The 24,398-nt window shown below is 60.1% G+C and carries 23 protein-coding genes; 14 read left to right on the forward strand and 9 right to left on the reverse strand.

The window, feature by feature from the left end; genetic code table 11:
- The first annotated feature begins 126 nt into the window (after nt 1-126).
- From PMI18_RS01370 to PMI18_RS01355, 4 genes are all read left to right on the forward strand, one after another.
- The gene (locus PMI18_RS01370) at nt 127-498 is read left to right on the forward strand and encodes a translation initiation factor Sui1 (RefSeq protein ID WP_007907444.1); all 372 of its coding nucleotides are present in this window, start codon (nt 127-129) and stop codon (nt 496-498) included.
- 218 nt (nt 499-716) lie between these two features.
- Complete coding sequence (gene speA / locus PMI18_RS01365) at nt 717-2,630, forward strand: arginine decarboxylase (RefSeq protein ID WP_007907445.1); 1,914 nt, start codon at nt 717-719, stop codon at nt 2,628-2,630.
- Between the two features lie 233 nt (nt 2,631-2,863).
- A complete protein-coding gene (locus PMI18_RS01360) occupies nt 2,864-4,186 on the forward strand; it encodes a contractile injection system protein, VgrG/Pvc8 family (RefSeq protein ID WP_007907446.1) in 1,323 nt (440 codons plus the stop codon).
- Complete coding sequence (locus PMI18_RS01355; RefSeq protein ID WP_007907447.1) at nt 4,183-4,980, forward strand: DUF4123 domain-containing protein; 798 nt, start codon at nt 4,183-4,185, stop codon at nt 4,978-4,980. The genes PMI18_RS01360 and PMI18_RS01355 overlap by 4 nt, the downstream gene beginning before the upstream one ends.
- A 15-nt stretch (nt 4,981-4,995) precedes the next feature.
- On the opposite strand, the gene PMI18_RS01350 is transcribed toward PMI18_RS01355, so the two are convergent.
- Together PMI18_RS01350 and PMI18_RS01345 are read right to left on the reverse strand one after the other, a co-directional pair.
- On the reverse strand, nt 4,996-6,336 hold the full coding sequence (locus tag PMI18_RS01350; RefSeq protein WP_007907449.1) for an MATE family efflux transporter: 1,341 nt from the start codon (nt 6,334-6,336) through the stop codon (nt 4,996-4,998).
- Between the two features lie 190 nt (nt 6,337-6,526).
- Nucleotides 6,527-6,820 (reverse strand): hypothetical protein, encoded by a 294-nt coding sequence (locus PMI18_RS01345; protein ID WP_007907451.1) that lies wholly within the window; start codon nt 6,818-6,820, stop codon nt 6,527-6,529.
- Between the two features lie 292 nt (nt 6,821-7,112).
- On the opposite strand from PMI18_RS01345, the gene PMI18_RS01340 reads away from it, so the two are divergent.
- The 5 genes from PMI18_RS01340 to PMI18_RS01320 all read left to right on the forward strand — a co-directional run bounded on the left by PMI18_RS01340 (nt 7,113) and on the right by PMI18_RS01320 (nt 11,664).
- Nucleotides 7,113-7,415, forward strand: a complete 303-nt coding sequence (locus tag PMI18_RS01340) for a MazG-like family protein (protein ID WP_007907453.1) — start codon at nt 7,113-7,115, stop codon at nt 7,413-7,415.
- Nucleotides 7,415-8,164, forward strand: coding sequence for a methyltransferase domain-containing protein (locus PMI18_RS01335; RefSeq protein WP_007907455.1), 750 nt, complete (start codon nt 7,415-7,417; stop codon nt 8,162-8,164). The genes PMI18_RS01340 and PMI18_RS01335 overlap by 1 nt, the downstream gene beginning before the upstream one ends.
- A gap of 12 nt (nt 8,165-8,176) precedes the next feature.
- A complete protein-coding gene (locus tag PMI18_RS01330) occupies nt 8,177-8,794 on the forward strand; it encodes a DUF4136 domain-containing protein (protein ID WP_007907457.1) in 618 nt (205 codons plus the stop codon).
- Between the two features lie 53 nt (nt 8,795-8,847).
- Nucleotides 8,848-9,405 (forward strand): DUF4136 domain-containing protein, encoded by a 558-nt coding sequence (locus tag PMI18_RS01325; RefSeq protein WP_007907458.1) that lies wholly within the window; start codon nt 8,848-8,850, stop codon nt 9,403-9,405.
- Nucleotides 9,406-9,681: 276 nt separating this feature from the next.
- On the forward strand, nt 9,682-11,664 hold the full coding sequence (locus tag PMI18_RS01320; protein WP_007907460.1) for a pilus assembly protein TadG-related protein: 1,983 nt from the start codon (nt 9,682-9,684) through the stop codon (nt 11,662-11,664).
- Here PMI18_RS01320 and PMI18_RS01315 read toward each other — a convergent pair.
- Nucleotides 11,634-14,402 (reverse strand): ATP-binding protein, encoded by a 2,769-nt coding sequence (locus tag PMI18_RS01315; RefSeq protein ID WP_007907462.1) that lies wholly within the window; start codon nt 14,400-14,402, stop codon nt 11,634-11,636. The genes PMI18_RS01320 and PMI18_RS01315 overlap by 31 nt on opposite strands.
- Nucleotides 14,399-14,839 (reverse strand): TadE/TadG family type IV pilus assembly protein, encoded by a 441-nt coding sequence (locus tag PMI18_RS01310; protein WP_007907464.1) that lies wholly within the window; start codon nt 14,837-14,839, stop codon nt 14,399-14,401. The genes PMI18_RS01315 and PMI18_RS01310 overlap by 4 nt, the downstream gene beginning before the upstream one ends.
- Before the next feature lie 75 nt (nt 14,840-14,914).
- Between PMI18_RS01310 and PMI18_RS01305 the strand changes: the two genes are divergently transcribed.
- The 3 genes from PMI18_RS01305 to PMI18_RS01295 all read left to right on the forward strand — a co-directional run bounded on the left by PMI18_RS01305 (nt 14,915) and on the right by PMI18_RS01295 (nt 17,734).
- Nucleotides 14,915-15,385, forward strand: coding sequence for a prepilin peptidase (locus PMI18_RS01305; RefSeq protein ID WP_007907466.1), 471 nt, complete (start codon nt 14,915-14,917; stop codon nt 15,383-15,385).
- A gap of 124 nt (nt 15,386-15,509) precedes the next feature.
- Complete coding sequence (locus PMI18_RS01300) at nt 15,510-16,298, forward strand: response regulator transcription factor (RefSeq protein WP_007907468.1); 789 nt, start codon at nt 15,510-15,512, stop codon at nt 16,296-16,298.
- Between the two features lie 1,058 nt (nt 16,299-17,356).
- On the forward strand, nt 17,357-17,734 hold the full coding sequence (locus PMI18_RS01295) for a DUF6124 family protein (protein ID WP_007907470.1): 378 nt from the start codon (nt 17,357-17,359) through the stop codon (nt 17,732-17,734).
- Between the two features lie 162 nt (nt 17,735-17,896).
- On the opposite strand, the gene PMI18_RS01290 is transcribed toward PMI18_RS01295, so the two are convergent.
- The 5 genes from PMI18_RS01290 to cpaB form a co-directional block, all read right to left on the reverse strand.
- Nucleotides 17,897-18,787: a type II secretion system F family protein gene (locus PMI18_RS01290; protein WP_007907472.1), complete on the reverse strand. Its 891-nt coding sequence runs from the start codon at nt 18,785-18,787 to the stop codon at nt 17,897-17,899.
- Entirely contained in the window at nt 18,784-19,668 is an 885-nt protein-coding gene (locus PMI18_RS01285) for a type II secretion system F family protein (protein ID WP_007907473.1), read from the reverse strand. Before PMI18_RS01285 ends, PMI18_RS01290 begins: the two co-directional genes overlap by 4 nt.
- A 10-nt stretch (nt 19,669-19,678) precedes the next feature.
- Entirely contained in the window at nt 19,679-20,959 is a 1,281-nt protein-coding gene (locus PMI18_RS01280) for a CpaF family protein (RefSeq protein ID WP_007907475.1), read from the reverse strand.
- On the reverse strand, nt 20,956-22,161 hold the full coding sequence (locus PMI18_RS01275; RefSeq protein ID WP_007907477.1) for an AAA family ATPase: 1,206 nt from the start codon (nt 22,159-22,161) through the stop codon (nt 20,956-20,958). The genes PMI18_RS01280 and PMI18_RS01275 overlap by 4 nt, the downstream gene beginning before the upstream one ends.
- An 89-nt stretch (nt 22,162-22,250) precedes the next feature.
- Nucleotides 22,251-23,180: a Flp pilus assembly protein CpaB gene (gene cpaB, locus PMI18_RS01270; RefSeq protein ID WP_007907479.1), complete on the reverse strand. Its 930-nt coding sequence runs from the start codon at nt 23,178-23,180 to the stop codon at nt 22,251-22,253.
- 324 nt (nt 23,181-23,504) lie between these two features.
- On the opposite strand from cpaB, the gene PMI18_RS01265 reads away from it, so the two are divergent.
- Together PMI18_RS01265 and PMI18_RS01260 are read left to right on the forward strand one after the other, a co-directional pair.
- Entirely contained in the window at nt 23,505-23,702 is a 198-nt protein-coding gene (locus PMI18_RS01265; RefSeq protein WP_007907481.1) for a Flp family type IVb pilin, read from the forward strand.
- 84 nt (nt 23,703-23,786) lie between these two features.
- Nucleotides 23,787-24,188, forward strand: a complete 402-nt coding sequence (locus tag PMI18_RS01260) for a response regulator (RefSeq protein ID WP_007907484.1) — start codon at nt 23,787-23,789, stop codon at nt 24,186-24,188.
- Nucleotides 24,189-24,398 lie beyond the last annotated feature (210 nt).

Below are 24,398 nucleotides of genomic sequence, written 5' to 3' on the forward strand. Positions count from 1 at the left end.
GTAGGAATGCTCCTACGCTCATACACCGATGTATAACGGTCCAGTAGCGCTGCCCCTGCCTGAGTGGGGCTTCGCGGTCGATGGCATCTGCCACGACCAGTCTTTGTCCTCCCAAGAGGATTGCCGGTGGCCAAAAAAGCCGCATCCTTCGCCGCCCTTGGTGGCCTGGTATTTTCCACCGACGCAGGTCGTCATTGCCCGGATTGCAGTCAACCGGTGGATGCCTGCATCTGCAAACAAACCGTTATCCCGGCCGGCGACGGCATCGCTCGCGTGCGTCGCGAAAGCAAGGGCCGTGGCGGCAAGACGGTGACCACCATCACCGGTGTGCCGTTGGCCGAAGACGCGCTCAAGGATCTGGCCACTACGTTGAAGAAACGTTGCGGGACCGGTGGGGCGTTGAAAGACGGGATAATCGAAATCCAGGGCGATCATGTCGAGCTACTCTTGGCCGAGCTGATCAAACACGGTTTCAAGGCGAAGAAGTCCGGCGGCTAGCAGCCTCTGTGAAAACCACCCGCGGCTTGATCCAGCCCTGTTCATCCTGGTCTGGCGTCGTCTCCATGGTTTTCACAGAGCCTGTTCATGACCGGTTTCTAAACTCACTGCGGTCAGCGAGGTCTACCCCCTCGTTGACGAACCGTCATTTTCATTCTTTAGACTGCGCCGGCCTGAACCCAGGCGACGCTCTATGACTTCTTTAATAGGGGACTTCGATGTCCGTACGACGCACACGCAAAGACGATGGCAGCCAATGGACAGTTGCGGACAGCCGCAGTGTTTACGGGATTCGCCATTGGGGGGCCGGGTATTTCGCGATCAATGACGCCGGTCGCGTCGAAGTTCGTCCGAACGGTCCGACCAGTTCGCCTATCGACCTCTTCGAGCAAGTCGACCAACTGCGCAAAAGCGGTTTGTCCTTGCCGTTGCTGGTGCGTTTCCCTGACATCCTGCAAGACCGCGTACGTCAGTTGACCGGTGCGTTCGACGCCAATATCGAGCGTCTGGAATACCAGAGCAAATACACGGCGTTGTACCCGATCAAGGTCAACCAGCAGGAAGCGGTGATCGAAAACATCATCGCTACCCAGGACGTATCGATCGGTCTGGAAGCAGGCTCCAAGCCTGAGTTGCTCGCCGTTCTGGCGTTGGCACCGAAGGGTGGCACCATCGTCTGCAACGGTTACAAGGACCGCGAGTTCATCCGCCTGGCGCTGATGGGCCAGAAGCTCGGTCACAACGTGTTCATCGTGATCGAGAAAGAATCCGAAGTCGGTCTGGTGATCGAAGAAGCAGCGTCGCTCAAGGTCAAGCCGCAGGTCGGCCTGCGCGTGCGTCTGTCGTCCCTGGCATCGAGCAAGTGGGCAGACACCGGCGGTGAAAAATCCAAGTTCGGCCTGTCGGCGGCGCAACTGCTGTCGGTGGTCGAGCGTTTCCGCGCCGCCGGCCTGGATCAGGGTATTCGTCTGCTGCACTTCCACATGGGTTCGCAGATCGCCAACCTGGCGGACTACCAGCACGGCTTCAAGGAAGCGATCCGTTACTACGGCGAGCTGCGCAACCTTGGCCTGCCGGTGGATCACATCGACGTCGGCGGCGGTTTGGGCGTGGACTACGACGGTACGCATTCGCGTAACGCCAGTTCGATCAACTACGACATGGACGATTACGCCGGTGTCGTGGTCGGGATGCTCAAGGAGTTCTGCGACGCGCAGAGCCTGCCGCACCCGAACATTTTCTCTGAAAGCGGCCGCTCGCTGACCGCTCACCACGCCATGCTGGTGGTGCAGGTGACCGACGTCGAGAAACACAACGACGACGTGCCGAAGATCGATAACAAGGAAGAGCTGCCGGAAACCGTGCAGTGGCTGGTTGATCTGCTCGGCCCGACCGACATCGAGATGGTCACCGAAACGTACTGGCGCGCGACGCACTACATGAGCGACGTGGCCACTCAATACGCCGATGGCAAGCTGACCCTGGCGCAAAAAGCCCTGGCCGAGCAATGCTACTTCGCCGTTTGCCGCCGCCTGCACAACTCGTTGAAGGCCCGTCAGCGTTCCCACCGTCAGGTGCTCGACGAACTCAACGACAAGCTGGCCGACAAGTACATCTGCAACTTCTCGGTATTCCAGAGCCTGCCGGATACCTGGGCCATCGGCCAGGTCCTGCCGATCCTGCCGCTGCACCGTCTCGACGAAGAGCCGCTGCGCCGTGCGGTGCTGCAAGACCTGACCTGCGACTCCGACGGCAAGATCAAGCAGTACGTCGATGAGCAGAGCATCGAAACCAGTTTGCCGGTGCACGGTTTGAACGAAGGTGAAGACTATCTGCTGGGGATCTTCCTGGTGGGTGCCTACCAGGAAATTCTCGGCGACATGCACAACCTGTTCGGTGACACCGACTCGGTGAACATCTACCAGAACGCCGACGGCAGCGTGTACCACGCCGGTATCGAAACCCATGACACCATCGAAGACATGTTGCGCTACGTGCACTTGTCGCCGGAAGAACTGATGACCCACTACCGCGACAAGTGCGCCAGTGCCCGCATCAGCGCCGCCGAGCGCACCCAGTTCCTCGATGCCTTGCGTCTGGGCCTGACCCGTTCGTCTTACCTGTCTTCTTGAGGTAAGGCTCCGTTCTCATCGGGTTGTCTGAAAATTCTCCATACGTTGGGGAAATTTCAGATGGCCTGGTGCGACACTTCTCTCTTTTCAAGCGAAATAACCCACAGACCGGGCTATCCAAGCGATTTGGTCTTCTTTTTACGTAGGTCATTTCCTAAGTTGTACTTCGGCACTCTACTCGGCCATGTCTCTCAGCGAGAATCCCCGGCCGCCCCTCCTGTAGAGAATCGCCGATGTTCGATCCAGTCAACGAGCTGTCATTTCGTCTGGATATAGCGGGTCTTCCCGACCCCTTTGAGGTCTTGGCCTTTACCGGTAGTGAAGCCATCAGCGAGCCTTTTGTGTTCGACGTGGATCTGCTGAACAGTGACCCAACGCTGGACCTCGCAAGCCTGCTGTATCGCTCGGCCTTTTTGCACTTCGGGCCCTTGGGGCAGGGTATTCACGGACAGTTGCTTGGCCTCGTTCAGCTCGGCCATGGCGGTGAGCCCAGGCTATGTCGTGTCCGTCTGGGGCCCAGGCTGGCGTGTCTGGCCCAGCGCTTCAATCAGCGAATATTCAGCCAGTGCTCGGTGCCGGATATTCTCGCTCAAGTACTCAAGGAGCACGGCATTACCGGTAAGGGTCGGCGCTTCGAGCTGAGCGGCGATTATCCGTCTCGTGATTTCTGCACGCAGTACCGGGAATCAGACCTGCAATTTCTCCAGCGTCTGTGCGCCCAGGAACGACTTCATTACTACTTCGAACACCGCTCACGCGGACACTGCCTGGTGTTCGGTGATGGTCTGGGGCAGTTTAGCCGTGGCGAAGAGAGCGTCTTCAAGGGTGAGAACGAACGGCCAGGTGTGCATCAGTTCAAGCTTCACGGCGGCGGGCAGATCGCCGAAGGCCAGACGAATCTGGCGACCCTGCGCAGCGGCCAACTGATGCCGCTGTCCGGCCATCCGTGTGTGGACTGGAATCGTCTCTGGCTACTGACCCATGTCGAGCATCAGGGGGGGCAGGAACCAGGGCTTCCTTATAGCAACCAACTGCGCGCCGTTGGGCAGGAAATGCCTTTCGTGGCACCTCATTCGGGCGTGAAGCCGAGGATGCACAGCCTGCAGCGGGCGTGGGTGGTCGAGGTCGATGAGTCTCAACCGGATCTGTCCAGATCGGTTGCCGTGCAGTTTGACTGGCTTTACCAGGGGGAGGGAGCAGCGCCCAGCCACTGCTGGTTGCCGTTGGCTCCCGAGCTGGAAGGCGCCGGGACCCTACCGTTGAGTGCAGGGGCGCAGGTGCTGGTGAGCTTTATCGAAGGCGATCCGGATCAACCCTTGATCAGCGGATTTCTTCCCGGCGCCGCATCGAGCGCCGAGTCAGTCATACCCGACCTGCAACCCTCCTTGACGAGCGATTCCGGCCCGGCGCTCGACGGCTTGTTGGGCATGCTGCGATCCAGCGAACCCTTGGTGCTCCTGTGCCTGCTGCCCGGCGGCGGCAGTTTCAGTCATTGCGCGCAGTCCTTTTGCACCTGCCGGGCGGCGATGCAGCTCGGCCAGAGCGGTGCGGCATGATCGCCGCTCAAGCGGTCGACCCGACCCCGCAATGGCTGTTGCTCGATGTGCCGGGTGTGCCTCAGGCCGGCGCGAGTTTGCGGCAACAGTTTGCTCATGCCCGATGGTTCCATCTGTTCGAAGGCACCGAATTTCACCCATTGCGTGAGCACGGGCCGGTGTTGGTCGACCTTCGCGAATGCCCGGCACTGGCCGAGCTGTGCCAAAGTACGCCACATACCTGGAGCGGGTTGCTACTGGCCAGTGAGGCATCGTCATCGCAGTTGCTGGAGCATTTGCGACGCATGCTCGCAGTCACCTTGGGTCTGCATCACCGGGCCTTGTTGAGTTACTACAACCCACACACGGCGAGTTATTTTTTCGATGCCTGCGATGCGCAGGAGCTGAGTCGCTGGTTAGGTCCGATCGATCAGTTGCGCTGGTTCGGCGGCACCTGGGCCGACCGGGCCATAGGCTGTCAGGGCTGGCAGCAGTTGTTCAATCCGCGGCTTGCCGTCAGGCCGCTGGCCATCGAAGAAAACCTCAGCCTGCGTCAGCGAGACACCTTGCAAACGTGCCTGCTGGAACAACACGCCTGGCGCTGGAGCCGATCCACCGGCACCGACTACAACAGCTTGTGGGTGTACCTGCAGGAAGGGCTGGCACTGGGCTTCAGCGAACGCCCGGTGCTCGATGGCTGGTTATGGCTGCGCTTGCAGCACCCCAACGCAATGCCTGGGCAGTCGTTGCCGGGAATCACCCAGCAGGAGCGTCTCGATAGCCTGCGCAACCTGTGGCAGAACGATCAACCCTGACCATCCTGACCCTCGTCATCCGTTGAGCCAGCTGTCGTGCTTGCGCAAGTACCAGGCGAACGCGCCAAGGGTTAGGCTGCGCAGCAACATGAACAACAGGAAGGTTATCCACAGTCCATGGTTGCCCAAGCCTTGCAGCGCCCAGGCGAAGGGCAGCAGCAGGATCACCGTCAGCAGCATGCCATTGCGCATTTCCCGGGCGCGGGTGGCGCCGATGAACAGGCCGTCGAGCAGGTAACTCCAGACGGCAATCAGCGGCAGTACCGCGAGGTAAGGCAGGTAAAGGAAGGCGGTGTCGCGCACGCTCTGGATGTCGGTCTGCATCTCGATGAACAGGTGCCCGGCGAACAGAAACAGCAAGGCAAACCCCGCACTCGCCAGCAACGACCAACCGCACGCCACCACCAGTGAGCGGCGCAGGGCTTCTCGGTCGCGAGCCCCGATGGCGTGTCCGCACAGGGCTTCTACGGCATGAGCCAAACCGTCCAGGGCATGGGCGGTCAGCAGCAGACCGTTGAGCAGTAACGCGTTGGCGGCGACCGTGGCATCGCCCAGCCGCGCGCCTTGCACGGTGATCAGGAAAAACACCGACTGCAACGCCAGGCTACGAATGAAGATGTCGCGATTGACCGCCAGTAACGGGCGCCAGCTCTTCCACAACGCCAACGCTGCCCAGGCGATATGACCGGGATAGGCGCGCAGAGCCTTGCGGGTCATGAACAGGCCGATCAGTGCGCCGGTCCACTCGGCGATCACCGAGGCCCGGGCCGCGCCGACCACACCCCACTCCAGGCCGAGTACGAACCACAGGTTCAACGCGATGTTGACCAGGTTGGTGCTCAGCAGAATCGCCAGCGGAGCCCGAGCGTTCTGGGTGCCGAGGAACCAGCCCACCAGTGCGTAGCTGGCCAGCGCCGCCGGCAAGCCAAACAGCCGCGTGTGGAAGAATTCGCGGGTGAGCTGATCGAGCTCCGCCGACGGTTGCATGAAGTGCAACGCGACCCCGCTCAATGGCACGCCCACTGCGCCCAACACGATGGCCAGGCCCATGGCCAACAACAGACCTTGCAGCAAAATCTGTCGCAACGCTGCGCCATCCCCACGCCCGGCAGCCTGGGCGGCGAACCCGGTGGAGCCCATGCGCAGAAAGCCCATGGCCCAGGCCAGAAAGGTATACAGACTGGCGCCCACCGCGACAGCGCCGAGTTGATGAGCATGGGGCAAATGGCCGACGACGGTACTGTCGACCAGCGCTACCAGCGGTACGGAAATGTTCGAGAGAATCATCGGGGCAGCGAGCGCCCAGACTCGACGATGGGTCGGACGGTCGCGCCAGTCGGCAATCAGGTTGGACATGCAGGCTCCTTGGGGGCGCCTGCATTGTAGCGACACATTGTGTTCAGCCAAGTGAACGCAATCTACAAAACATCACAGATCCAATGTGGGAGCGGGCTTGCTCGCGAAGGCTTTCTTACATTCAACATATCAGTCGCCTGACCCACCGCTTTCGCGAGCAAGCCCGCTCCCACATTGATGGTGGGTTGCCTTAATGAACGATCCAGCTCAGCAACCACAATCCCAGCAACAACCAGATAATTCCCATGATGATCGACGCGTTCATGAAGGCGCGGATCGCCGCCCATAACAGCATCAGCCCGATGATCAGCGTGATGATGCTGACGATCGAAGTCTCCATGCCCAGCGCCTGGGCCAACCCTTCGACAAAATTGCTGCCGGCGTTGCTCAACAGGTTGAACAGACCACTGAGGGCGTCGATGATGAACCGGATGGCCGAACCGATTATCTGGCCGAGCCATTCGAAAAAGCTTTCTACCTGCATGTGTACGTCCTGATGGAGTGGTGGCGTGGTTGCCGGATCCGACCGTTGGGCTATTGATCGTGCTGTCGAGTTCCCGACCGTCCAAGTATGGCGCAAACATCTCTGTAGCAGCTGCCGAAGGCTGCGTTCGGCTGCGCAGCAGTCGTCAAACCGGAAATTGCGGTGCGTCAGGCAGAGCGCGTCAGCCATATTCACGACTGCTGCGCAGCCGAACGCAGCCTTCGGCAGCTGCTACATAGATCTTGCCTTCACCCGCCATCCCCTTGAAGCTATACGCCTTCAGGAGAGCCCGATGAACCTTGTTGAACTGACCGAACGCCTGCACGCCATTCGCGACCGCAATGACTGGCGGCAATTTCACAGCCCGAAAAACCTGGCCATGGCCGCGAGCGTGGAAATGTCCGAGCTGGTGGAGATTTTCCAGTGGCTGACCGAAGACCAGTCACGCCAGTTGCCGGCGGACAAGCTCGCCCATGTCGGGCAGGAAGTCGGCGACATCGTGTTGTATCTACTGCTGCTGTGCAGCGAGTTGGGGTTGGACATGAATGACGTGGTGCGCAGCAAACTCGCGGACAGCGAACGGCGGTTCAGCTGATGAGCGACCGTCATTTCGATCAGTTGGCGACCCGTTTCGCTGAAAAAATCTACGGGGGCGCCAAAGGTGCGATCCGTCTCGCGGTGCTGCAGGCCGACCTGGCCGAAACCCTGCCGGACCGACCGTTGCGCGTACTGGACATCGGCGCCGGCCTGGGCCACATGTCGTTGTGGCTGGCCGAGCGCGGTCATCAGGTGACCCTCGCCGAACCTGCCGAACCGATGCTTGAAGGCGCTCGCCAGCGCTTCGCCGAAGCGGGGCAGACGGCGACGTTCATCCAGGCGCCGTGGCAGGATCTGCTCGGTCAGCTCACTGAACCTTACGACCTGGTGCTGTGCCACGCCGTGCTGGAATGGCTGGCCGAACCCCATGCGATTTTGCCGGTGCTGCATCAATTGACGAAGCCGGACGGCTGGTTGTCCCTGGCGTTCTACAACCGCGATGCGTTGATCTACCGCAACCTGCTCAAGGGTCATTTCCGCAAGATGCGCAAGAACAACATGGCCGGCGAGAAGCAGAGCCTGACTCCGCAGCAGCCACTGGATCCACGGGAACTGGCGGCGCAACTTGAAAGCATGTGGCAGGTCGAAACTCAGAGTGGGGTGCGGGTTTTTTACGACTACATGCCAGTGGAATTCCAGGCCCGCGTCGAACTGCCGGACTTGCTGGAAATGGAACTGGCCCACCGCCGTCACCCAAGCTTCGCCGGGCTTGGGCGCTACCTGCACTGGATCTGTCGGCCGATCTGAGCGGAGCGCGAAATGAAAAGTCGTTCAGGGTTACTGGTGATCTGTCTCGGGTTGGCGGCTTGTCAGGGCAGCAACCCTTATGTCGCGACCTCCAATCCCCTGCCACCGGCACCGCCTCAGGCCGCCACCACCTTCGACCGCAGCGCCTACCCGGCGCCGCCACGCGATTACGGTCGCTATCGCAGCTGGGCCTGGCTCAACGGACGCCTGCCACCGGGCACGGCCTGGGCCGACTCGGCGCAGATGGCCGAAGCGGTCAGTAATGCCCTCGATCAACGCGGCTTGCGCCCACTGCACGACAACCGCCCGGCGGACCTGTTGGTCAGCGCCGATTTGCATCTGGAAACCCGCTTGCGTCAGGTGCAGGACGACTATGGTTACGGCGGGGGTTATTACGGCGGCGGTTATAACCGCTACGGCAGCGGTTACGGCATGTACAACACGGTGCCGGTCATCCGCACTTATCAGGTACAAGTCGTGGTGGTGCGTGTCGAACTGTTCGACGCGAGCACCGGCCAGCCGGTATGGAGTGCCAGTGCCGAAACCAGCAGCCAGGGCAGCCAGAGCGAGCGTGCCGATGCCATACGCGAAGCTGTCGAAAAGGCTATGTCGGCGTATCCTCCTAGTTAGCTTCCCGTACAGGAAGCCTCCCGCAGGTGCATGTCTTCTATCGGAGAAAAATCATGTTCCGCCGTCTCGCTTTACTGGCCATGGCCGCGCTGCTCACTGCCTGCGCCGCCAACCAGGTCAATCATGACTTCGATGCCAGCCGCGACTTTGCCGCCTATCGTAGCTGGAGCTGGAAAGAGCCCGCCGTGCAATACCGTCCCGATGATCCACGGATCAAGAGTGACCTGACCGAACAACGCATCCGCCAGTCCGTTGCCGATCAGCTGGATCAGCGCGGCTTGCGTCCGGCCGCCGCCGGCGCCAGTTCGGATTTGAAAGTGCAGGCCTACCTGATCGTCGAAGATCGTCAGCAGCAGGTGACCACTCACTATGGCGGTGGTTATGGTGGCCCATGGTACGGCTACTGGGGCGGGCCGATGTACAACGAAACGCGCAACATCAGCTACAAGGTGGCGACCATTCAGATCGACCTGCTCGATGGCAAGGACGGCAAACTGGTGTGGCGCGGCAGCGACGAACAGACGCTTAGTCGCACACCGAACCCGCAGGATCGTAGCAATAAAATCCACGAGACGGTCGGGAGGATATTGGCGAACTATCCACCGCGCTAAACCCTGAATTAACCGACACCACAGCCCCTGTAGGAGCGAGGCTTGCCCGCGAAGAACGATAACGCGTAATGACTGGAAAACTGCTGTGTTTTCTTCGCGGGCAAGCCTCGCTCCTACAGGATCTTCGTCGTCACACAAGCCCACAATAAGCCCATTCCCACATTGGGTTTTTGTTGTCTTGGATGGCGAGTTGCCAGCAATCTGGCTAACCCTTGTCTACACTGCTTCTCACCAATGGAGGTAACCCTCGCCAGTGCGCCGGCAAAGGAGTGCGCCATGTCTCCCTGCGTGCAGTTTCGTAGCCCGGCCCGGCAACGGGGAGCGATCGGTTTGATGGCGGTGCTGACCCTGGGCATGGCCTTGGTGTTTCTGCTGATCATGGTCGACAGTGGCCGCCTGTACCTGGAAAAGCGCAGCTTGCAGCGGGTGGCGGATATGGCCGCGCTGGAGGCTGCCACGCGCAACGGTGATTGCGCCGTGGGTGCCACCGCTACCGCCTATGCCACCGCCAGCGCAAACCGCAACAATTTCACCCTGCCTGACCCCACGCGCAGCCTGACGGTGGCTTGTGGCGCCTTGACTCTGGACGCCAATAATCTTCGGGTTTTTACGGCTAATCCGAGCAGCAGCGAAGCCATTCGGGTGACCGTCAGCCATTCGATCCTGCAGAGTTTCGCCGGTGGTATTGGTGCCGTGTTCGGCGGTCCTCCAGCCAGTGCGACCCTCAACCTGACCGCAACCGCCGTCGCAGCGTTGCCACCTCCGCTGGCATCGCTGACCATTCGCAGTACGGTACTGACTATCGATACCAGCAAGTCGGCCATCCTCAATGGACTGTTCGGTGGTTTGCTGGGCAGCAATCTGAACCTCTCCGTGGCGGGCTGGAACGGTTTGATGAACACCAACATCAGCCTGCTCGGTTACCTCGATCGATTGAAGGTCGACCTCGGCCTCAACGCCGCCGGGTATAGCCAGGTGTTGGGCACTTCGGTGGCCGTCAGCCAGTTGATCCAGACGGCCGTCAATGTGCTGGACCCCGGCGGCACGCTCGGCGCGACGGCGACCATCGTCGGTCTGCAAGCACTCAAGGTTGCCGCAGGCTCCACGACCGTGGTGCTGGGCAATTTGTTGCACGTCGAGAATGGCAGCAACCTGTCGGCGTTCGCGACTAACGTGAGCGTGTTCAACCTGATCGAAGGCATCGTGCAACTGGCCAACAAGAAAAACGGTCTGGTGGCGACGCTACCGATCAATCTGGCGGGGCTGGCGCAAATCACGGCCCGGGTGCAGGTCCTGGAGCCGCCGCAACTCTCGGCAATCGGCAATCCGAAAAACGCGGCGCTGGATCCACTGGGACCCAATCGGATCTACGTGAGAACCGCGCAGGTTCGCACATTGCTGTCGATCGACTTGCCGGCACTCGACGCCATCGTGGCGCTGGTCAATGCGGTAACCGATCTGGCAGGACCGCTGACCAACACCCTCAACGCCTTGCTCAATCTCAACCTGGTGGCGGTGCTCAACTCACTGACTTGTGCCTTGGGCGTACCCTGCCAGACACCCGACATCATCGTGTTGCCGGGGCCGATACGGCTCGACGTGGCGCTGGAGGTCGCCAGCGCCAGCAGTTACGTCACCGCCTACAGCTGCGTCAGTAACACCAGTAAAACCCTGACCACTAACACCAGTACATCGCTGGTGAACCTGAAAATCGGCCGGATCGATTCGGCCAGCATGTTCGGCAGCAACACCACACCGCCGGCGGTCACGGTGCAGCCGTTGAAGGTGATCGATATCGGGATCAAAACCTGTCGCAGGCTGCTGTTCTTGCCCATCACCTGCGATCCGCGTGTGCCCGGCATCGGTGGCGGCATCGATATTGTTGCCGACACCAGCGTGGCGGCGAACGCCAACATTTCCCACGTCTACTCCGCACCACCCGCCACCAGCCTGCCGGAAATAAATCAGCCACCGTTCTACTACTCGTTCACCACCAGCAGCATCGTCAGCAGTCTGCTCAATACCCCGCTTAACATTCACGTGGACATGTATGGCCCGTCGGGCAGTCTCGTCAGCGGTCTGGGGACGATCCTGAGCAGCGTCACTACCTTGCTGGTCAGCGCGATCAACAGCGTGCTTAGCCCGTTGCTCGACAGCTTGATCAACACCTTGCTGTTAAGCCTTGGGATCGACTTGAACAAGGTCGACGTCGGCGCCAATCTCAGTTGTCACTCGGGGCGCGCGACGCTGGTGATCTGATCGTCTGTGGCAATCGGCAACTCGATACAAAACCGCGCGCCCTCGGTCGAGTTTCTTACACTCAACTTACCGCCCATGTTTGCGACGATGCCGTAACTCACCGACAGCCCGAGCCCGGTGCCGACGCCCACCGGTTTAGTGGTGAAGAACGGTTCGAAAATCCGCTCCAGCAGCCGTGGATCGATGCCGCCGCCGTTGTCCTCGACCCACAGTCGAACCGAGTATTCATCACGTTCGGCGTACACCGAAATCCACGGTTTGAACTCCCGGTCGGCCTCGCGCTTGCTCAGCAGCGCATCCCTTGCATTGACCATCAGATTGATCAGCACCTGTTCCAGCTGATCGACGTAACCGCGTACCTGCATCTCGAATCCGGTTTCGCTGACCCGCAGCTCGACCCCTTTGCCGCGCATGCCTTCGGACAGCAGTGACAACGTGCCCTCGATGGCTTGAGCCGGATTGAACGGGTGCTGCTCGATCTCCGAGCGCCGACCGAATACCCGCATGTGATCCACCACCCGCGCGGCACGCTGGACTTGAGCGTCGATGCGGTTGAGCTTGTCTGTCAGGTAATCGATTTGCGCATCACCGTTGCTCAGGCGCTTGAGCACATTGACGATGGCCATGCGCATCACGTTCAGCGGCTGATTGATTTCATGGGCCAGCCCGGTGGCCATTTCGCCAAGGGTGGCCATTTTCGCGCTCTGGGTCAGCTGTTGCTGGGCGCGTCGGACTTCGGTGTTGTCGCGGCCCACGGCTTGAATCTCAAGCAAGCGACCCTGCTCGTCGAACACCCCGCGATCCGACCAGACCCACCAGGCGTGTTCCCGTCCCGGCAGTTGCAGGTTGATTTCCGCGGTGCTGACCGGGAACTCCGGGCTCAGGTGACTGAGCCGCTGGAGGAACGCTTCGCGCTGTTCCGGCGACATCCAGCTGCCCAGGTTTACTCCCGGCAGCTTCTCGGGCTGGCATTCCATATAGGTCGCCAGCGGGCGGTTGCCGAAGGTCAGTGTCAGGTCTGGAAGGTAGCGGCAGATCATCGCCGGGGAATCTTCCACCAGGATCCGATAGCGCTCTTCACTCTGTTTTACTTGCTCGGCGGCCAGGGTCGCTTCGGTGACATCCAGCCACAGCCCTACGGCTTCCACCGGCAGCCCGAGGTCGTCGCGCAGCAGTTTGGCTTCGTCGAGCAGCCAGTGGTAATCGCCGCGACTGTCGCGCAGCCGATAACGGGCACGCACCGAACCTTCGCGCAGCAATTGCCGGGTGCGCTCGAAATAGCCGTCACGGTCCTCGGGGTGGACCCGTTCCACCAGCGCGCCGGCGGCGCAATCAGCGAGCGACCAACCGAGTAGCGGCAACAAACTGTCGCTGAAAAACGTCGGTTGCAGCGCACCTTCGACATAGCGCTGCACGTAGATCACCGCCGGTGAACTGGCGATCAGGTTGTCCAGCCGGGCATGGGCGGCCGCGGCGTTCTGCTCCTGATTCTTGATGTCACTGATGTCGAGCATGAAACCCACCAGCCGCCGGTTTCTGCCGATGCCCAAGGCCTGACCTTGCAGCCGATACCAGATCGGCGTTTGTGCCGCGTCGGGGCGATGCAGGCGTACGCACAGCAGCAACGGCGCGCCTTCGTCCTGCAAGGTTTGCAGGCGAATCGTCAGCTCTTCACGGTCGGCGGGGTGGATCTGTTCGAGCCAGTCGTGCAACGGCAAATGAGTGCTCGCAAGGTTCAGCATGCTTGCCAGCGACGGCGCCAATTGCACCTCGGCGTTGTCACTGAAGACCTCCCACCAGCCGGTGCCGAGCAAGGCTTGCAGAGACTCCAGCCGCTCCAGTTGCAGATGGTGCTGATGCTCGCGCAAGCGCTCAAGCAGCGGGCCGGCCAGGGCGGCGGTGAGTTGCAACCAGTCGCGCTCGCTCAGGTCGGGGGCACGTTCTTGCACCGGGTAGAAACCACAGAGTAACCAGGCCACCACGCCCAGGGCATTGTGGTAAGGCACCGCGAACCCTTCGGCATTGCCGAAGATGCCTTGCAGGCGCGGGTGTTCGCTGGGAGTCAATTGCTGGGGAACGGAGCCATTCAAACTGTCGAGACCGGTGCCCAAACGCTGATCGATTTCCCACAATTGTGGCGCATCGAAGGCCGCGTAATGCTGGTGAATCAGCCAACCCTCGGCCTGTTCATCGAGCAAAGCCATGGCGATACAGGGGATCTGAAAGCGCTGGGCCAGACCTTGCAGTTGCTCCGCCAGCACCTCGGGCAAGCGCGTCAGGCTGCACAGGCGCAACTGTTCGCTGACCTGCGCCGCGAGCAACTGGCATTGTTCACGGCTGCGCGCTTGTCGACGTTCGAGCAGCAGGTCGCCGATGTCGATCAACTGCAACAGCCAGTTTTCGCCCAACGGCTGCACCCAGCCACGCAGATGCAGCGGTTGTTCGCCGAGGCTGAAAAAATCCAGGTCCAGGCTCTGTCCCTGCCACTCGGCAGGCGCGCCTTCGACCGACAGGCCGCTATGGGGCATGAGGTAATCGAGCAGATGCGGTGCCTGCGCGCCGGGCATATGTTGCGCCAGCAGATGCCGCAGAGGGCCAGTCAGCTGAATCACTCGGCCCTCGTCATTCAGGTGCAGCTGCAAACCGACACGTTGCACGCTCGGAGTGTCCGCACTGTTCGAGGGCTGTGGCGGCTGGCGATTGAGCAGGCGCCCGAAGAGCTTGTCCCCGGAACTCAAAATTGCAGGCTCGATCGGGCGGTAAGGGTCGCCGGCAGATTGGGCACCGAGCCGATCCCCGGCAGCACCAGGAACGGCAGCACCTGATTCAGTTTACTCGTGGGGTAATTGATGGTGACCGTCAGCACGCCACCGATATAGGTGGCACTGGCGTCGGTGGCCACATTGAAGTTCAGCGCGGCGGGAATCCAGGCCAGCTGCCGGGTCAGTTCGGTGGTCGCTATGTTTCTGACGGCGGTGTCGTAATTGGCGGTGCTCGGGTCCAGCGCCACACTGCGGCGCACCGCTTCGGCCGTCGATTGATTGAACGATTGCATCAGCAGCAGTGGCAGGCTGTAACTGACCAGCCCATAAAACACGGCGAAAAAGATGATGAACACCAAGGCGAATTCAATCGCCACGGCACCTTTTTGTTTGCGGGGGAGGCCTGTTTTCATGAGTGCGTCTACCCTGACCATCACGACGTAGTATCAGCATAGAATCATTCAGCCAAAACGGACGTTTTTTACCGGATGCAGAACTTTGTCCTACTTATCTGGCTGACGCTTTGCGCAGCACAGGATGTCCGAGAGCGGCACATCGCCAATGGCCTGACCCTTGGCGCGGGTGTACTGGCGCTGGCATATCTGTTGTGGACGGGCACCACATGGTTGGGGGCCGAGGCGGTGCAGGGCGGCTGGGCTTTGTTGTTGGCACTGGCCTTCACCTTGCCTGGTTATGCGTTGAGACGTCTGGGGGCGGGCGACGTGAAACTGATGGCGACGCTGGGCCTTGCGACGGACGGTATGCACCTGCTCGGCAGCTTCATCGGCGCCGGATTGGCCAGTGTGTTCTGGCTGCTGCTGGCGCCAAGACTCTGGCTGTATATGGGGCAGGGGCTTAGGGAACGTCTTCGTTACCTGGGGCCGGGAACGTCAAAAAAGCAGCCCTTTGCGCCATTCGTATTGGTGGGCATGTTGCTCACTCTGGTCTGGATGCATTAGTCGCCGGGCAATACTCGTTCTATGTACATAGTTGGAAAGTGCGTCTACTTTCAAAACAGTTGTTGTACAGCCTGTGGGTAGTGGGTACAGGAACGGTCAAGCCATACTTGGCATGGAGTGACACGTGAACAAGCTTATCTCGGCAATAAAGGTCCTTGTAGTCGATGACGAACCATTGGTTGTCGAAGAACTATGCGAGTTCATCGAGCGCAATGGTTATCGCTGTGTTCCTTGTCAGTCCGGCAAGCAGGCGATCGAGCGTTTCAATGAATATGAGGATATCGGCCTGGTGCTCTGTGATTTGCGGATGCCTGACATGGATGGCATTCAGCTCGTCCAGGCGTTGCAACGGTTGTCCGGCAAACATCGGGCGTTCGAAGCGATCATGCTCACCGGCCGCGCCGACAAGCAGGACGTGATCAAGGCCTTGCGCGCCGGGTTCGCCGACTACTATCAGAAACCGATTGATCTGGATGAGTTGCTCGAAGGTTTGCGGCGCCAGGAAGTGGTCTTGCAGGAGCGGCAGAAAAACCTGCAGTTGGGGCATTTGAGTCAGAAGCTGCAGTACCTTTGTGAGTCGATCGACGAGCTGTATCAGGATCTGGACAAGGTTCGTCGGGGGCCGTCTTCTGTGCCTTTGTCGGATTCGGCTGGCGGTGCATTCAGTGAGGTGGAGCGGGTGGAGATGCCGGCGGTTTTCAATCAGCTGTCGCCGCGGCAGCTGGAGGTGGCGCGGTTGGTGGGCAAGGGGCAGACCAATTATCAGATCGCCTGTGAGTTGGGGATTACCGAGAACACGGTGAAGCTTTATGTGTCGCAGGTGTTGCGGTTGACGCATATGCATAACCGCACGCAAGTGGCGTTGGCGTTGTCGCCCGGTAATGCTGGTGTGCGGCGGCTTACTGCGCACTGAGTTTTTTCGGGTGTACGCTGTTCCATTGGTGTACATATCCGTTGCTGCGGTAACGGCGGCTTATGGTTTCGCCCTTACGGCGAGTCCCTTTTGGCAAACGTCCCAAAAGGAACCAAAAGGTCTCGCCCCAAGCGTCCGGCCCCTCGCTAAGGCTCGGCGTTCCTTCGCTCCGGTATCCATCTGGGGGCATCGCCCTACGGTTGGCTTCGCTTCAACCTACATGCGATGAGTTCGACTGCGTCGAACGGCGCTGCGCGCCAATCCCCAGATGAACACCTCCACTCAGCCTCCCGAAGGGGCGGGTGGATCAAAATCAAAAGCCAGATCAAAAGCTGCAGGCGAGCTAACGCTCGGCCTGTTGAGTGGTGAGGGGCGGGTGAGCGCCACTCCACTGTGGGAGCGGGCTTGCCCGCGATGGCGGCCTGACAGCCGACCAATCTCTCTCAGACATACGCCAACCCACTTGTAGGAGCGAGGCTTGCCCGCGAAGACGGTCCGACATTCAACATTGATGTCGACTGACACGCCGCTTTCGCGAGCAAGTCCGCTCCCACAATTGAATCGTGTGCATCTGCAAGAGATTGGTTGGCTGTCAGGCCGCCTTCGCGGGCAAGCCTCGCTCCTACGGGGATCGCCATTGGCCTTTCAAGGGCGGCCTGACGGTCGATCAATCTCCCTCAGATGTACGCTGACCCACTGTGTGCGAGCCTGCTCGCGATGGCTGCCTCAAAGGCAACGATGTTTATCGATCGGTAAAAACATCAGAACCTTCCCACATGTTTTTCAGGTTGCCCGTCGGACGCTGCGTCTCTAGCCTTTGTCCGTCGCTGACAATTCAGCGACCGGGCGTCGCGGCTCGTTTCTTGAGGCATAATCGCTCCACCAAACCACAACACTTTTGGGTGTCTGTCGTTTCGTGTCATGGCGACTGTGCGCGGGATACCTTCGGGTATGCCGAGCTGCCTCGGGGATCGGTCCGCGAACCCGCGTACAGCTGCCACCCCAACTTGCGTCGCGGCAATTTGGAAGTGGCTCCATTTCATCCCAGAGGTGTAATCATGTTCAAAGCAACCCCGAATCCCCCAGAAGCCGACAACGTTTCCCCCTACGAATCCCTCGATTCAAAAAAACTCCACGACGCCGCTAACCGAGCGCTCGATCACTACCTCAATCCAGCCGCTCTCAAATCCCCCGTGGCCCGCAAGCCGAGCACGATGTTTATCGTTGCGCCGGATATCAAAGACGAAGACCTGTTGGCCCACACCTGTGAATCGTTGGCCCAGGCCAGTGTGATGGCGAGTGATTTTGCGGGGTATCTGGAAGGGCCGAACCGGCACATGGCGATGGCGATTCAACAGATCGTCATGCTGGCAGAACTGGCGGTGAATCGAATGCTGGATAACGTGGCCATACCAAAACCTGCGCCACACAGCTAATCCCCCTGTAGGAGCGATCTGTGGCGAGGGGGCTTGCTCGCGCTTGAGTGCGCAGCACTCACAAGATCTTTGGTATATCAGAGATTTTGGGGCCGCTACGCAGCCCAGCGCGAGCAAGCTCGCTCGCCACAGGTCGCTCCTACGGGATCGCCGCTGTGCCTTTCAATGATGAAAGGCCCGGGCCAATGCGCTGAAGCTGGGCCCGGCCAGTACGATCAGCAGCGCCGGGAAGAGAAACAACATCATCACCACGGACATTTTCGCGGACATCTTGGAGATGTATTCCTGCAAGCGTGTCAGGCGCCGATCGTCGAGCAGTAGTTTGAGTCCCAGCAGCGATTTCATGGCGCCGCCGCCCTGGTGGATCAATTGCTGAAGAATCACGCAGGTGTCGGTGAACTCATCCACCGCCAGTAACTGGGTGGCCTTGTTCAGTTCTTCGCCCAGTTCCAGACCGGAATCGACCCGGGTCAGTATCAGGCGCAGTTCATGGGTCAGGACCGGCAGTAATTGTTTGCCTTCGATGCTCAACACTCGCAGCGACTGTTCCACCGCCATGCCGGATTCGAACAGGATGCGCAGCAGCGGAATGAAGGTCGAAATCTCGATGGCCAGTTGTCTTTGCCGACGGTACGCGGCAGCGGCCAACAAGCGTTTTGGCAGCAAATAACCGAGGGCGGTGGCGAAGGCCGGGGTGATCCAGTGGTTGTTCACCTGCGGGAAGAACACGCTCTGGATCAACAGACTCAGGACCAACGCAAGCACCGGTATGCCGATCTGGCAGGCGGCGAACAGCGAGCGTTGGCGGGCGCTGCGCCAGCCGAGGCGGTTGAGCAGCATTTGGGTTTCGTTGTCCAGTTTGACCGAGCGCTGGCCGATGCGGCTGTTGCCCAGCACTTGCAACCAGTGACTGACGCGATGGTCGTTCAGCGGTTTGCCGTCCAGTCGTTGAGCCACTTGGCGAGCACGCCGATGTTGGTCCAGCAGCCCACTGAGCAGCAACAGCGTGGCCGCCAGAAACAACAGTGCGCTGATCAGCAGGGCTATTTTCATACGCTGCGCAACATGCGCCACAGCGCCAGGCAACCCACGACCTGCAGGCCGAATGCGGTCGCGAGCATCATTTGCCCCGAGCTGCTGTTCCACATGGCGAGCAGGTATTTCGGATTGGACAACAAGAAGTAAGCGGCAAGCCCCACGGGCATCAGGGCCAGCACTATCGCCGTGATGCGGGTTTCGCCCGTCATGGCGCGCAGTTGGCGCGCAGCCTGGTCACGTTCGCGGATCATTTTGATCAGGTTCTCAAACAGCTCACTGGCATTGCCGCCGTAGCGGTGATTGACCTTCAGGCCCAGCGCGAACAAGCGAAACTCGTCCTTCTCGTACAGTTCGGCGAAGTCCGTGACAGCGTCAGGCAGGCTGACGCCCAAATGCACGTTGCGCTGAACCCGGCCCATGGCGTTCTTCAGTGGATCTTCGGCGGCGTCGATGGCGACCAGCACCGCATCGGCCAGGGTGCGTCCGGACTTCAGACTTCGTACGGTGTGATCGAGCAATGGCGGCAGTTGTTCGATCATGCGCTTGAGCCGGCGCTGATAGCACCAACTGATGTACAGCCTCAGAGCCAGAGGTGGTATCAGCAGCAACACCAACAAACCGATCCAGCTGGCGAGGGCAAACCCCAGCAAAATGCCCAAGGCCCAGAGCAACAGCCACAACCCCAGGCGCTCGGTGGGGCGACCGAGACCGGCGCGTAGAAAGGTCCGTTCCAGGCCCGCCCAGGATGATTTCGCCACCGCCAGTTGCGGTTGTCCCTGCGTCAAGCGACCGAGGGTTCGATCGATGCCGGTCTGGCGCAGACCGTTGTAGAACAAGCGGATCGACAGGCCCAGCAACGTCAGGCAAATCAGGATGAGCAGCGCCGGTTTGAGCATGCCGTGACCTTCAGTGCGATAAGGGAGAGAGCGCCGCCTCGCGGCGTAGTTTATCGCCGGCGGGGTTGACCGCCTCGCGCAGAAAACCGAAACCGGTGCGTCGATCAAACTTGAATAGCGTATTGGTCACATACACGTCATCACGAATACCCACGACCTCCACCACTTCGCTGACGCAGCGGCGGCCATCGGGCAGGCGCGTCAGTTGAATCACCACGTCCAGTGCCGCACAGATCATTTGCCGCAGAGTGCGTTCGGCGATGGTGCGTCCGGTCAGGCCTACCAAAGTCTCCAGGCGCAGCAGCGCATCCTGGGCATTGTTGGCGTGCACGGTGCTCATGGACCCGTCGTGCCCGGTGTTCATCGCGGTGAGCACGTCGACCACTTCGACGCCGCGAATTTCGCCGAGGATGATCCGGTCCGGGCGCATCCGCAGCGCGTTGCGAATCAGGTCGCTGGCCTTCACTTCGCCGTGGCCTTCGGCATTCGGCGGTCGGGTTTCCAGGCGTACGACATGAGGATGGCCGAGTTGCAGTTCGGCCACGTCTTCGATGGTGACCAGGCGTTCGTGAGGGGCGATCAACTGGCTGAGAATGTTCAGCAGCGTGGTCTTGCCGGTGCCGGTACCGCCGCTGACAAGGATGTTGCAACGCTTGCCCACGGCCTCCTGAATGAACTCAAAGATCGCCTGGTCGATGGTTTGCATCGCCATCAGATCGGAGCTTTTGAGCATGTCCTTGCGGAATTTTCGAATCGACAGGCACGGGCCATCGAGGGCAATGGGCGGGATGATCGCGTTGACCCGACTGCCATCGGGCAGGCGCGCATCGACCATCGGCGACGACTCATCGAGCCGTCGGCCCAGAGGCGCGAGAATTCGTTGCATCACCCGCTCGACGTGGTGGTCGTCGATGAATCGCAGGTCACTCAGGTGCAACACACCCTCGCGTTCGACGAACACCCGGTGCGGGCCGTTGACCAGAATTTCGGTCACCGTCGAATCACGCAGCAACACCTCCAGGGGGCCGAAACCGGTGAGCTCGTCGACGATTTCCTCTGCCAGTCGCTCCATCTCATAACGGGAAATCGCCAGGTGCAGACGGGCGATGTACTCGGCGACTTTGTCGATGACGAACTGCGACAGCATTTTCCGCGAACCTTCCAGCAGGTTTTTCCCGGACTCTTCGATGGCGTCGATGATGTAGCGGTGCAGCACCAGTTTCAGGCCTTCGTGGTCGGTATTGCCTGCCGGCCCGTGGGAGGGCGCGCCGAAGAGTTTTTCCCCGCTCATGGCGCGCCCCTCAATCGGTCGAACCAGCCAGCCTTGGGTTTGTCCAGGTCTTCGGAGCGTTTGGCCAGTCGTTCGCCGAGGGCGCGCAGGCTTTGGGTCAGGTTTTCGCGCGGGGCCAGCTCGAACAGGCTCACCCCCTGATTCTTGGCGTTGAGCCGTACTTCCGGGCTGTAGGCAAGGACCGCGATAACCTCCATGCCGAAGCTTTTGCTCAACGTGTCGGAGTCTGGCGCAACGTTGCGCAGATAGCGGTCCACCAGCAACCTGGCGTGGTCGAGCTTGAGGCCTTTTTCGCGCCAGCGGCCGAGCACCTCAAGGTTGCGTCGGCAGTCGAGCACATTCTGATCGGTGTACCACAGCAACTTGTCGCAATGGCTGACGAAGGTGCGCAACGCCTCGCTGTCCGACTGGCCAGTGAGGTTCACCACGATGTGCTGGAAATGCTGACGCAAGGCGCTGAGCAGCATGTACAGCTCGGCGGCACTGGTCTGTTCCAGCGGTTCGTCGTTGCTGGCGTAGGCGAGAATCCGCAGCCCGGCGTCACAGGTGGTGAAGGCGCTGTCGATCAGCGTCGCGTCCAGGCGCCGCAGATGGCGCAACGCATCGCCAAAATGAAATGAGCTCTCCAGCCCCAGTAACGCAAGGCTGTCGCCACGCGGCAGGCCCAGATCCAGCAACAGTGTCTGCTGACCGCTCTTTTGCACCACGTGAGCCAGGTGGTTGGCGAGCAACGCTCCGTCGGCATTGCTCTGCGCACCGTAAAGCACGGTCAGGCCACCCTGTTGATTCTGTTGCATATTCGGCGTCACGGTCGGCAGGCGTTTACTCAGGCGTCGCACCAGCCCGGCAACTTCACTGGAACGCGAACCGTAAGAGACGAAATCCCGCGCGCCGGCACGCATGGCGTTGAGCACGAGTTGGTTGTCCATGCCGTCGCCCAAGGCAACGATCGCCAGCATCGGTTTGGCTTCCAGGGCACCCTCGATCAACGCGCTCTGGGCCACCACATGTTCACGGTCCAGACCCACGAACACCAGACTGGCGAAGGTCACGTCCACCAGCGTCAAGAGCTCGTCGAGGTTACCGCCGCCGGCGCTGATCACTCGGCCCAAAGGGGCAAGTGCACCTTGCAGCCACTCGAAGTCGGTGCTGTTGCGCGTGATCGCGAGGAACGTCTGACTCAGGTTTTGGGGCTGGCTCATTGCGATAACCCACCGCATGTATCGAAGCAGCTGTTGTCGAGCAAGTACTGCGTGAAACGTCTGCGCATGGAGAAGCGTCCTCGCTCGATTCAGGGCGTTTGTTGGGTGACTTCATTGCCGCGGATGACTTCCACACTCAGCTTGCGCGGTGCTGCGCCGCCGCTTACGGGTTTGGGTGTGCCGGCCAGGGCCAGTTGACTAAACTGCACCAGTTCGCGATTGGCACTGGCCAGGCTCGCCTTTGAATCGCGATTGCCGGCCCAGTATTGGTTCAGGCGTTTTTCCTCGGCGCTGCGCACGGCCAGGCGCAAAACCCCGACCTGAGCCGCGAGCATCAGGCGACTCAAGAGGGGTTCGGGGACGGCGAGCAAAACGGTGCGGGCGCTGGCGCGCTGCTGTTCCTGCTTGAGTCTTTCTTCGTTGCTGCGCGCTGGGTTGGCAGGCTGCCCATCGTTCATCAGCCCCAACTGGTCGCCGACACCGAGTACCCGCAACGCCGGGACCACGACCTGGGCCGATTGCTGGAGGTTGTTGGTGTCCATGCGCAGAAACAGCAGGACGTCGACATAGTCGCCGGGGCTCAGTTGACCACCGACATTGACCACGTCATCCGCCGCCACGGCGAGGGCACGCTCATCGGGGCGGATCATTCGCGCCAGCGCACCGCCGGTTTCGAAACTTTCATCATTGAGCCAACTGCCGGCAGTCAGCGTGCGCCAAGGCATGCGGCCAATGGCTTGATCGAGACGGGACAGGCTGCCGGCCGGGGCGGTACGGAGTTTCTCCAGCGTCACGTCGGCGGCGGTGATTTGTTCGTACGGTGCTATGTCACGCAGCAGCACAACCACCGGCTGGCGAGTCGGGTCGTCCGCCGGCGCCAGTATTGGGGCCGATGGTGTGCCGGGTTGCGCGACGGATTCGGGTGCCGGTTGGCGACTCAACGCCAGCCCCCAGTAACCGGCAATGATGGCGCCTACCAGAAACAGCCCGGCCAGGCCCATGGTGACGCGACTGTTCATGAAGGCTCTCCCTTTCCTGCTGCGTAACGCCCCCCAAGAGTTCTAACGAGATGACTTCGCAATCAGGCAGCTATGAACATCGAACTATTTCGCTATTTGACGGTAGCGCAGGTAGAGCAAAAAGCCATTACAGGGCAGTAAATATCTGACAAAAGTAACGGGTTGAAGCCAAATGCACTGCTTTATGACGTCAGTGAGCCAGTTACTACTTAAGTATTAATAGGTTCTTACAGTTGTTGGTCTTGGGTTTGCCGACAATGCTGATGCTGGCATAGGGGAATCATGTTGCGGCCGTGCAACATCCGCTGTCATAGGAGACACGTCATGTCCTTTATTAAAGTTGTTCAGAAGATCAAATCCGAATTCGTTTTTTACAGAGGTCTGGCCAAAGACACTGAAGGTGCTTCGGGTATCGAGTACGCGATTATCGCGGGTATGGTGGCCGTTGCGCTGGCAGCATTTGCGACACCCATCGCGACGAGTGTCACCGCCATGTTCACCACCATTTCAGCCGCGCTTTGATTTTAAGGCTGGCAATAGGCAGTCATTTGCCAATCCCGCAAAGGGCTTCTAACGTCAAGGCTTAGTCCATTGCAGGTGTTACCCATGAACGCTCCAGCGCTCCTTCGCCAACAGCTTCTTCTGGTCGACGATGAGGAGGATGCGTTACTGGAACTGGCCGAGTTGCTGGAGGGCGAGGGCTTTACTTGTTTTACGGCAACGTCGGTCAAGCTCGCTCTTCATCATTTGACTTGTCATCCTGATATTGCGCTGGTGATTACTGATTTGCGGATGCCGGAGGAGAGTGGCATGTCGTTGATCAAGCGGTTGCGTGAGCATACGGCTCGTCAGCATTTACCGGTGATTGTGACGTCGGGGCATGCGGATATGGATGATGTGAGTGATATGTTGCGGTTGCAGGTGCTGGATTTGTTTCGCAAGCCGATTTATCACGTGCGGTTGTTGGAGACGTTGAATAATTTGTTTCCTGGGGTGGTCAGTTCCTGAGTCGGCCCCCTCGCCAATCCCCAGATGAAGAGCGGTATGAGGATTTTTGATCGTTCCCACGCTCTGCGTGGGAACGCCTCTACGGACGCTCTGCGTTCGGCTCTTGGGACGCGGAGCGTCCCGGGCTGCATTCCCACGCAGAGCGTGGGAACGATCATCAGTGGATGGGGTGTGTATCAAATTTCGAGGTTGCCCCAACCCGGCTTCGCT

Origin of the sequence: Pseudomonas sp. GM102 (assembly GCF_000282555.1) — a bacterium.
Taxonomy (GTDB): Bacteria; Pseudomonadota; Gammaproteobacteria; order Pseudomonadales; family Pseudomonadaceae; genus Aquipseudomonas.

Bases quoted from the DNA above. Each gene is read 5' to 3' on its own strand.
- PMI18_RS01265 (WP_007907481.1), top strand. From the start codon at position 23,505: ATGTCCTTTATTAAAGTTGTTCAGAAGATCAAATCCGAATTCGTTTTT.
- cpaB (WP_007907479.1), bottom strand. From the start codon at position 23,180: ATGAACAGTCGCGTCACCATGGGCCTGGCCGGGCTGTTTCTGGTAGGC.
- PMI18_RS01285 (WP_007907473.1), bottom strand. From the start codon at position 19,668: ATGCTCAAACCGGCGCTGCTCATCCTGATTTGCCTGACGTTGCTGGGC.
- PMI18_RS01295 (WP_007907470.1), top strand. From the start codon at position 17,357: ATGTTCAAAGCAACCCCGAATCCCCCAGAAGCCGACAACGTTTCCCCC.
- PMI18_RS01360 (WP_007907446.1), top strand. From the start codon at position 2,864: ATGTTCGATCCAGTCAACGAGCTGTCATTTCGTCTGGATATAGCGGGT.
- PMI18_RS01280 (WP_007907475.1), bottom strand. From the start codon at position 20,959: ATGAGCGGGGAAAAACTCTTCGGCGCGCCCTCCCACGGGCCGGCAGGC.
- PMI18_RS01355 (WP_007907447.1), top strand. From the start codon at position 4,183: ATGATCGCCGCTCAAGCGGTCGACCCGACCCCGCAATGGCTGTTGCTC.
- PMI18_RS01310 (WP_007907464.1), bottom strand. From the start codon at position 14,839: ATGAAAACAGGCCTCCCCCGCAAACAAAAAGGTGCCGTGGCGATTGAA.
- speA (WP_007907445.1), top strand. From the start codon at position 717: ATGTCCGTACGACGCACACGCAAAGACGATGGCAGCCAATGGACAGTT.
- PMI18_RS01330 (WP_007907457.1), top strand. From the start codon at position 8,177: ATGAAAAGTCGTTCAGGGTTACTGGTGATCTGTCTCGGGTTGGCGGCT.
- PMI18_RS01305 (WP_007907466.1), top strand. From the start codon at position 14,915: ATGCAGAACTTTGTCCTACTTATCTGGCTGACGCTTTGCGCAGCACAG.
- PMI18_RS01335 (WP_007907455.1), top strand. From the start codon at position 7,415: ATGAGCGACCGTCATTTCGATCAGTTGGCGACCCGTTTCGCTGAAAAA.
- PMI18_RS01290 (WP_007907472.1), bottom strand. From the start codon at position 18,787: ATGAAAATAGCCCTGCTGATCAGCGCACTGTTGTTTCTGGCGGCCACG.
- PMI18_RS01320 (WP_007907460.1), top strand. From the start codon at position 9,682: ATGTCTCCCTGCGTGCAGTTTCGTAGCCCGGCCCGGCAACGGGGAGCG.
- PMI18_RS01325 (WP_007907458.1), top strand. From the start codon at position 8,848: ATGTTCCGCCGTCTCGCTTTACTGGCCATGGCCGCGCTGCTCACTGCC.
- PMI18_RS01340 (WP_007907453.1), top strand. From the start codon at position 7,113: ATGAACCTTGTTGAACTGACCGAACGCCTGCACGCCATTCGCGACCGC.
- PMI18_RS01275 (WP_007907477.1), bottom strand. From the start codon at position 22,161: ATGAGCCAGCCCCAAAACCTGAGTCAGACGTTCCTCGCGATCACGCGC.
- PMI18_RS01260 (WP_007907484.1), top strand. From the start codon at position 23,787: ATGAACGCTCCAGCGCTCCTTCGCCAACAGCTTCTTCTGGTCGACGAT.
- PMI18_RS01350 (WP_007907449.1), bottom strand. From the start codon at position 6,336: ATGTCCAACCTGATTGCCGACTGGCGCGACCGTCCGACCCATCGTCGA.
- PMI18_RS01345 (WP_007907451.1), bottom strand. From the start codon at position 6,820: ATGCAGGTAGAAAGCTTTTTCGAATGGCTCGGCCAGATAATCGGTTCG.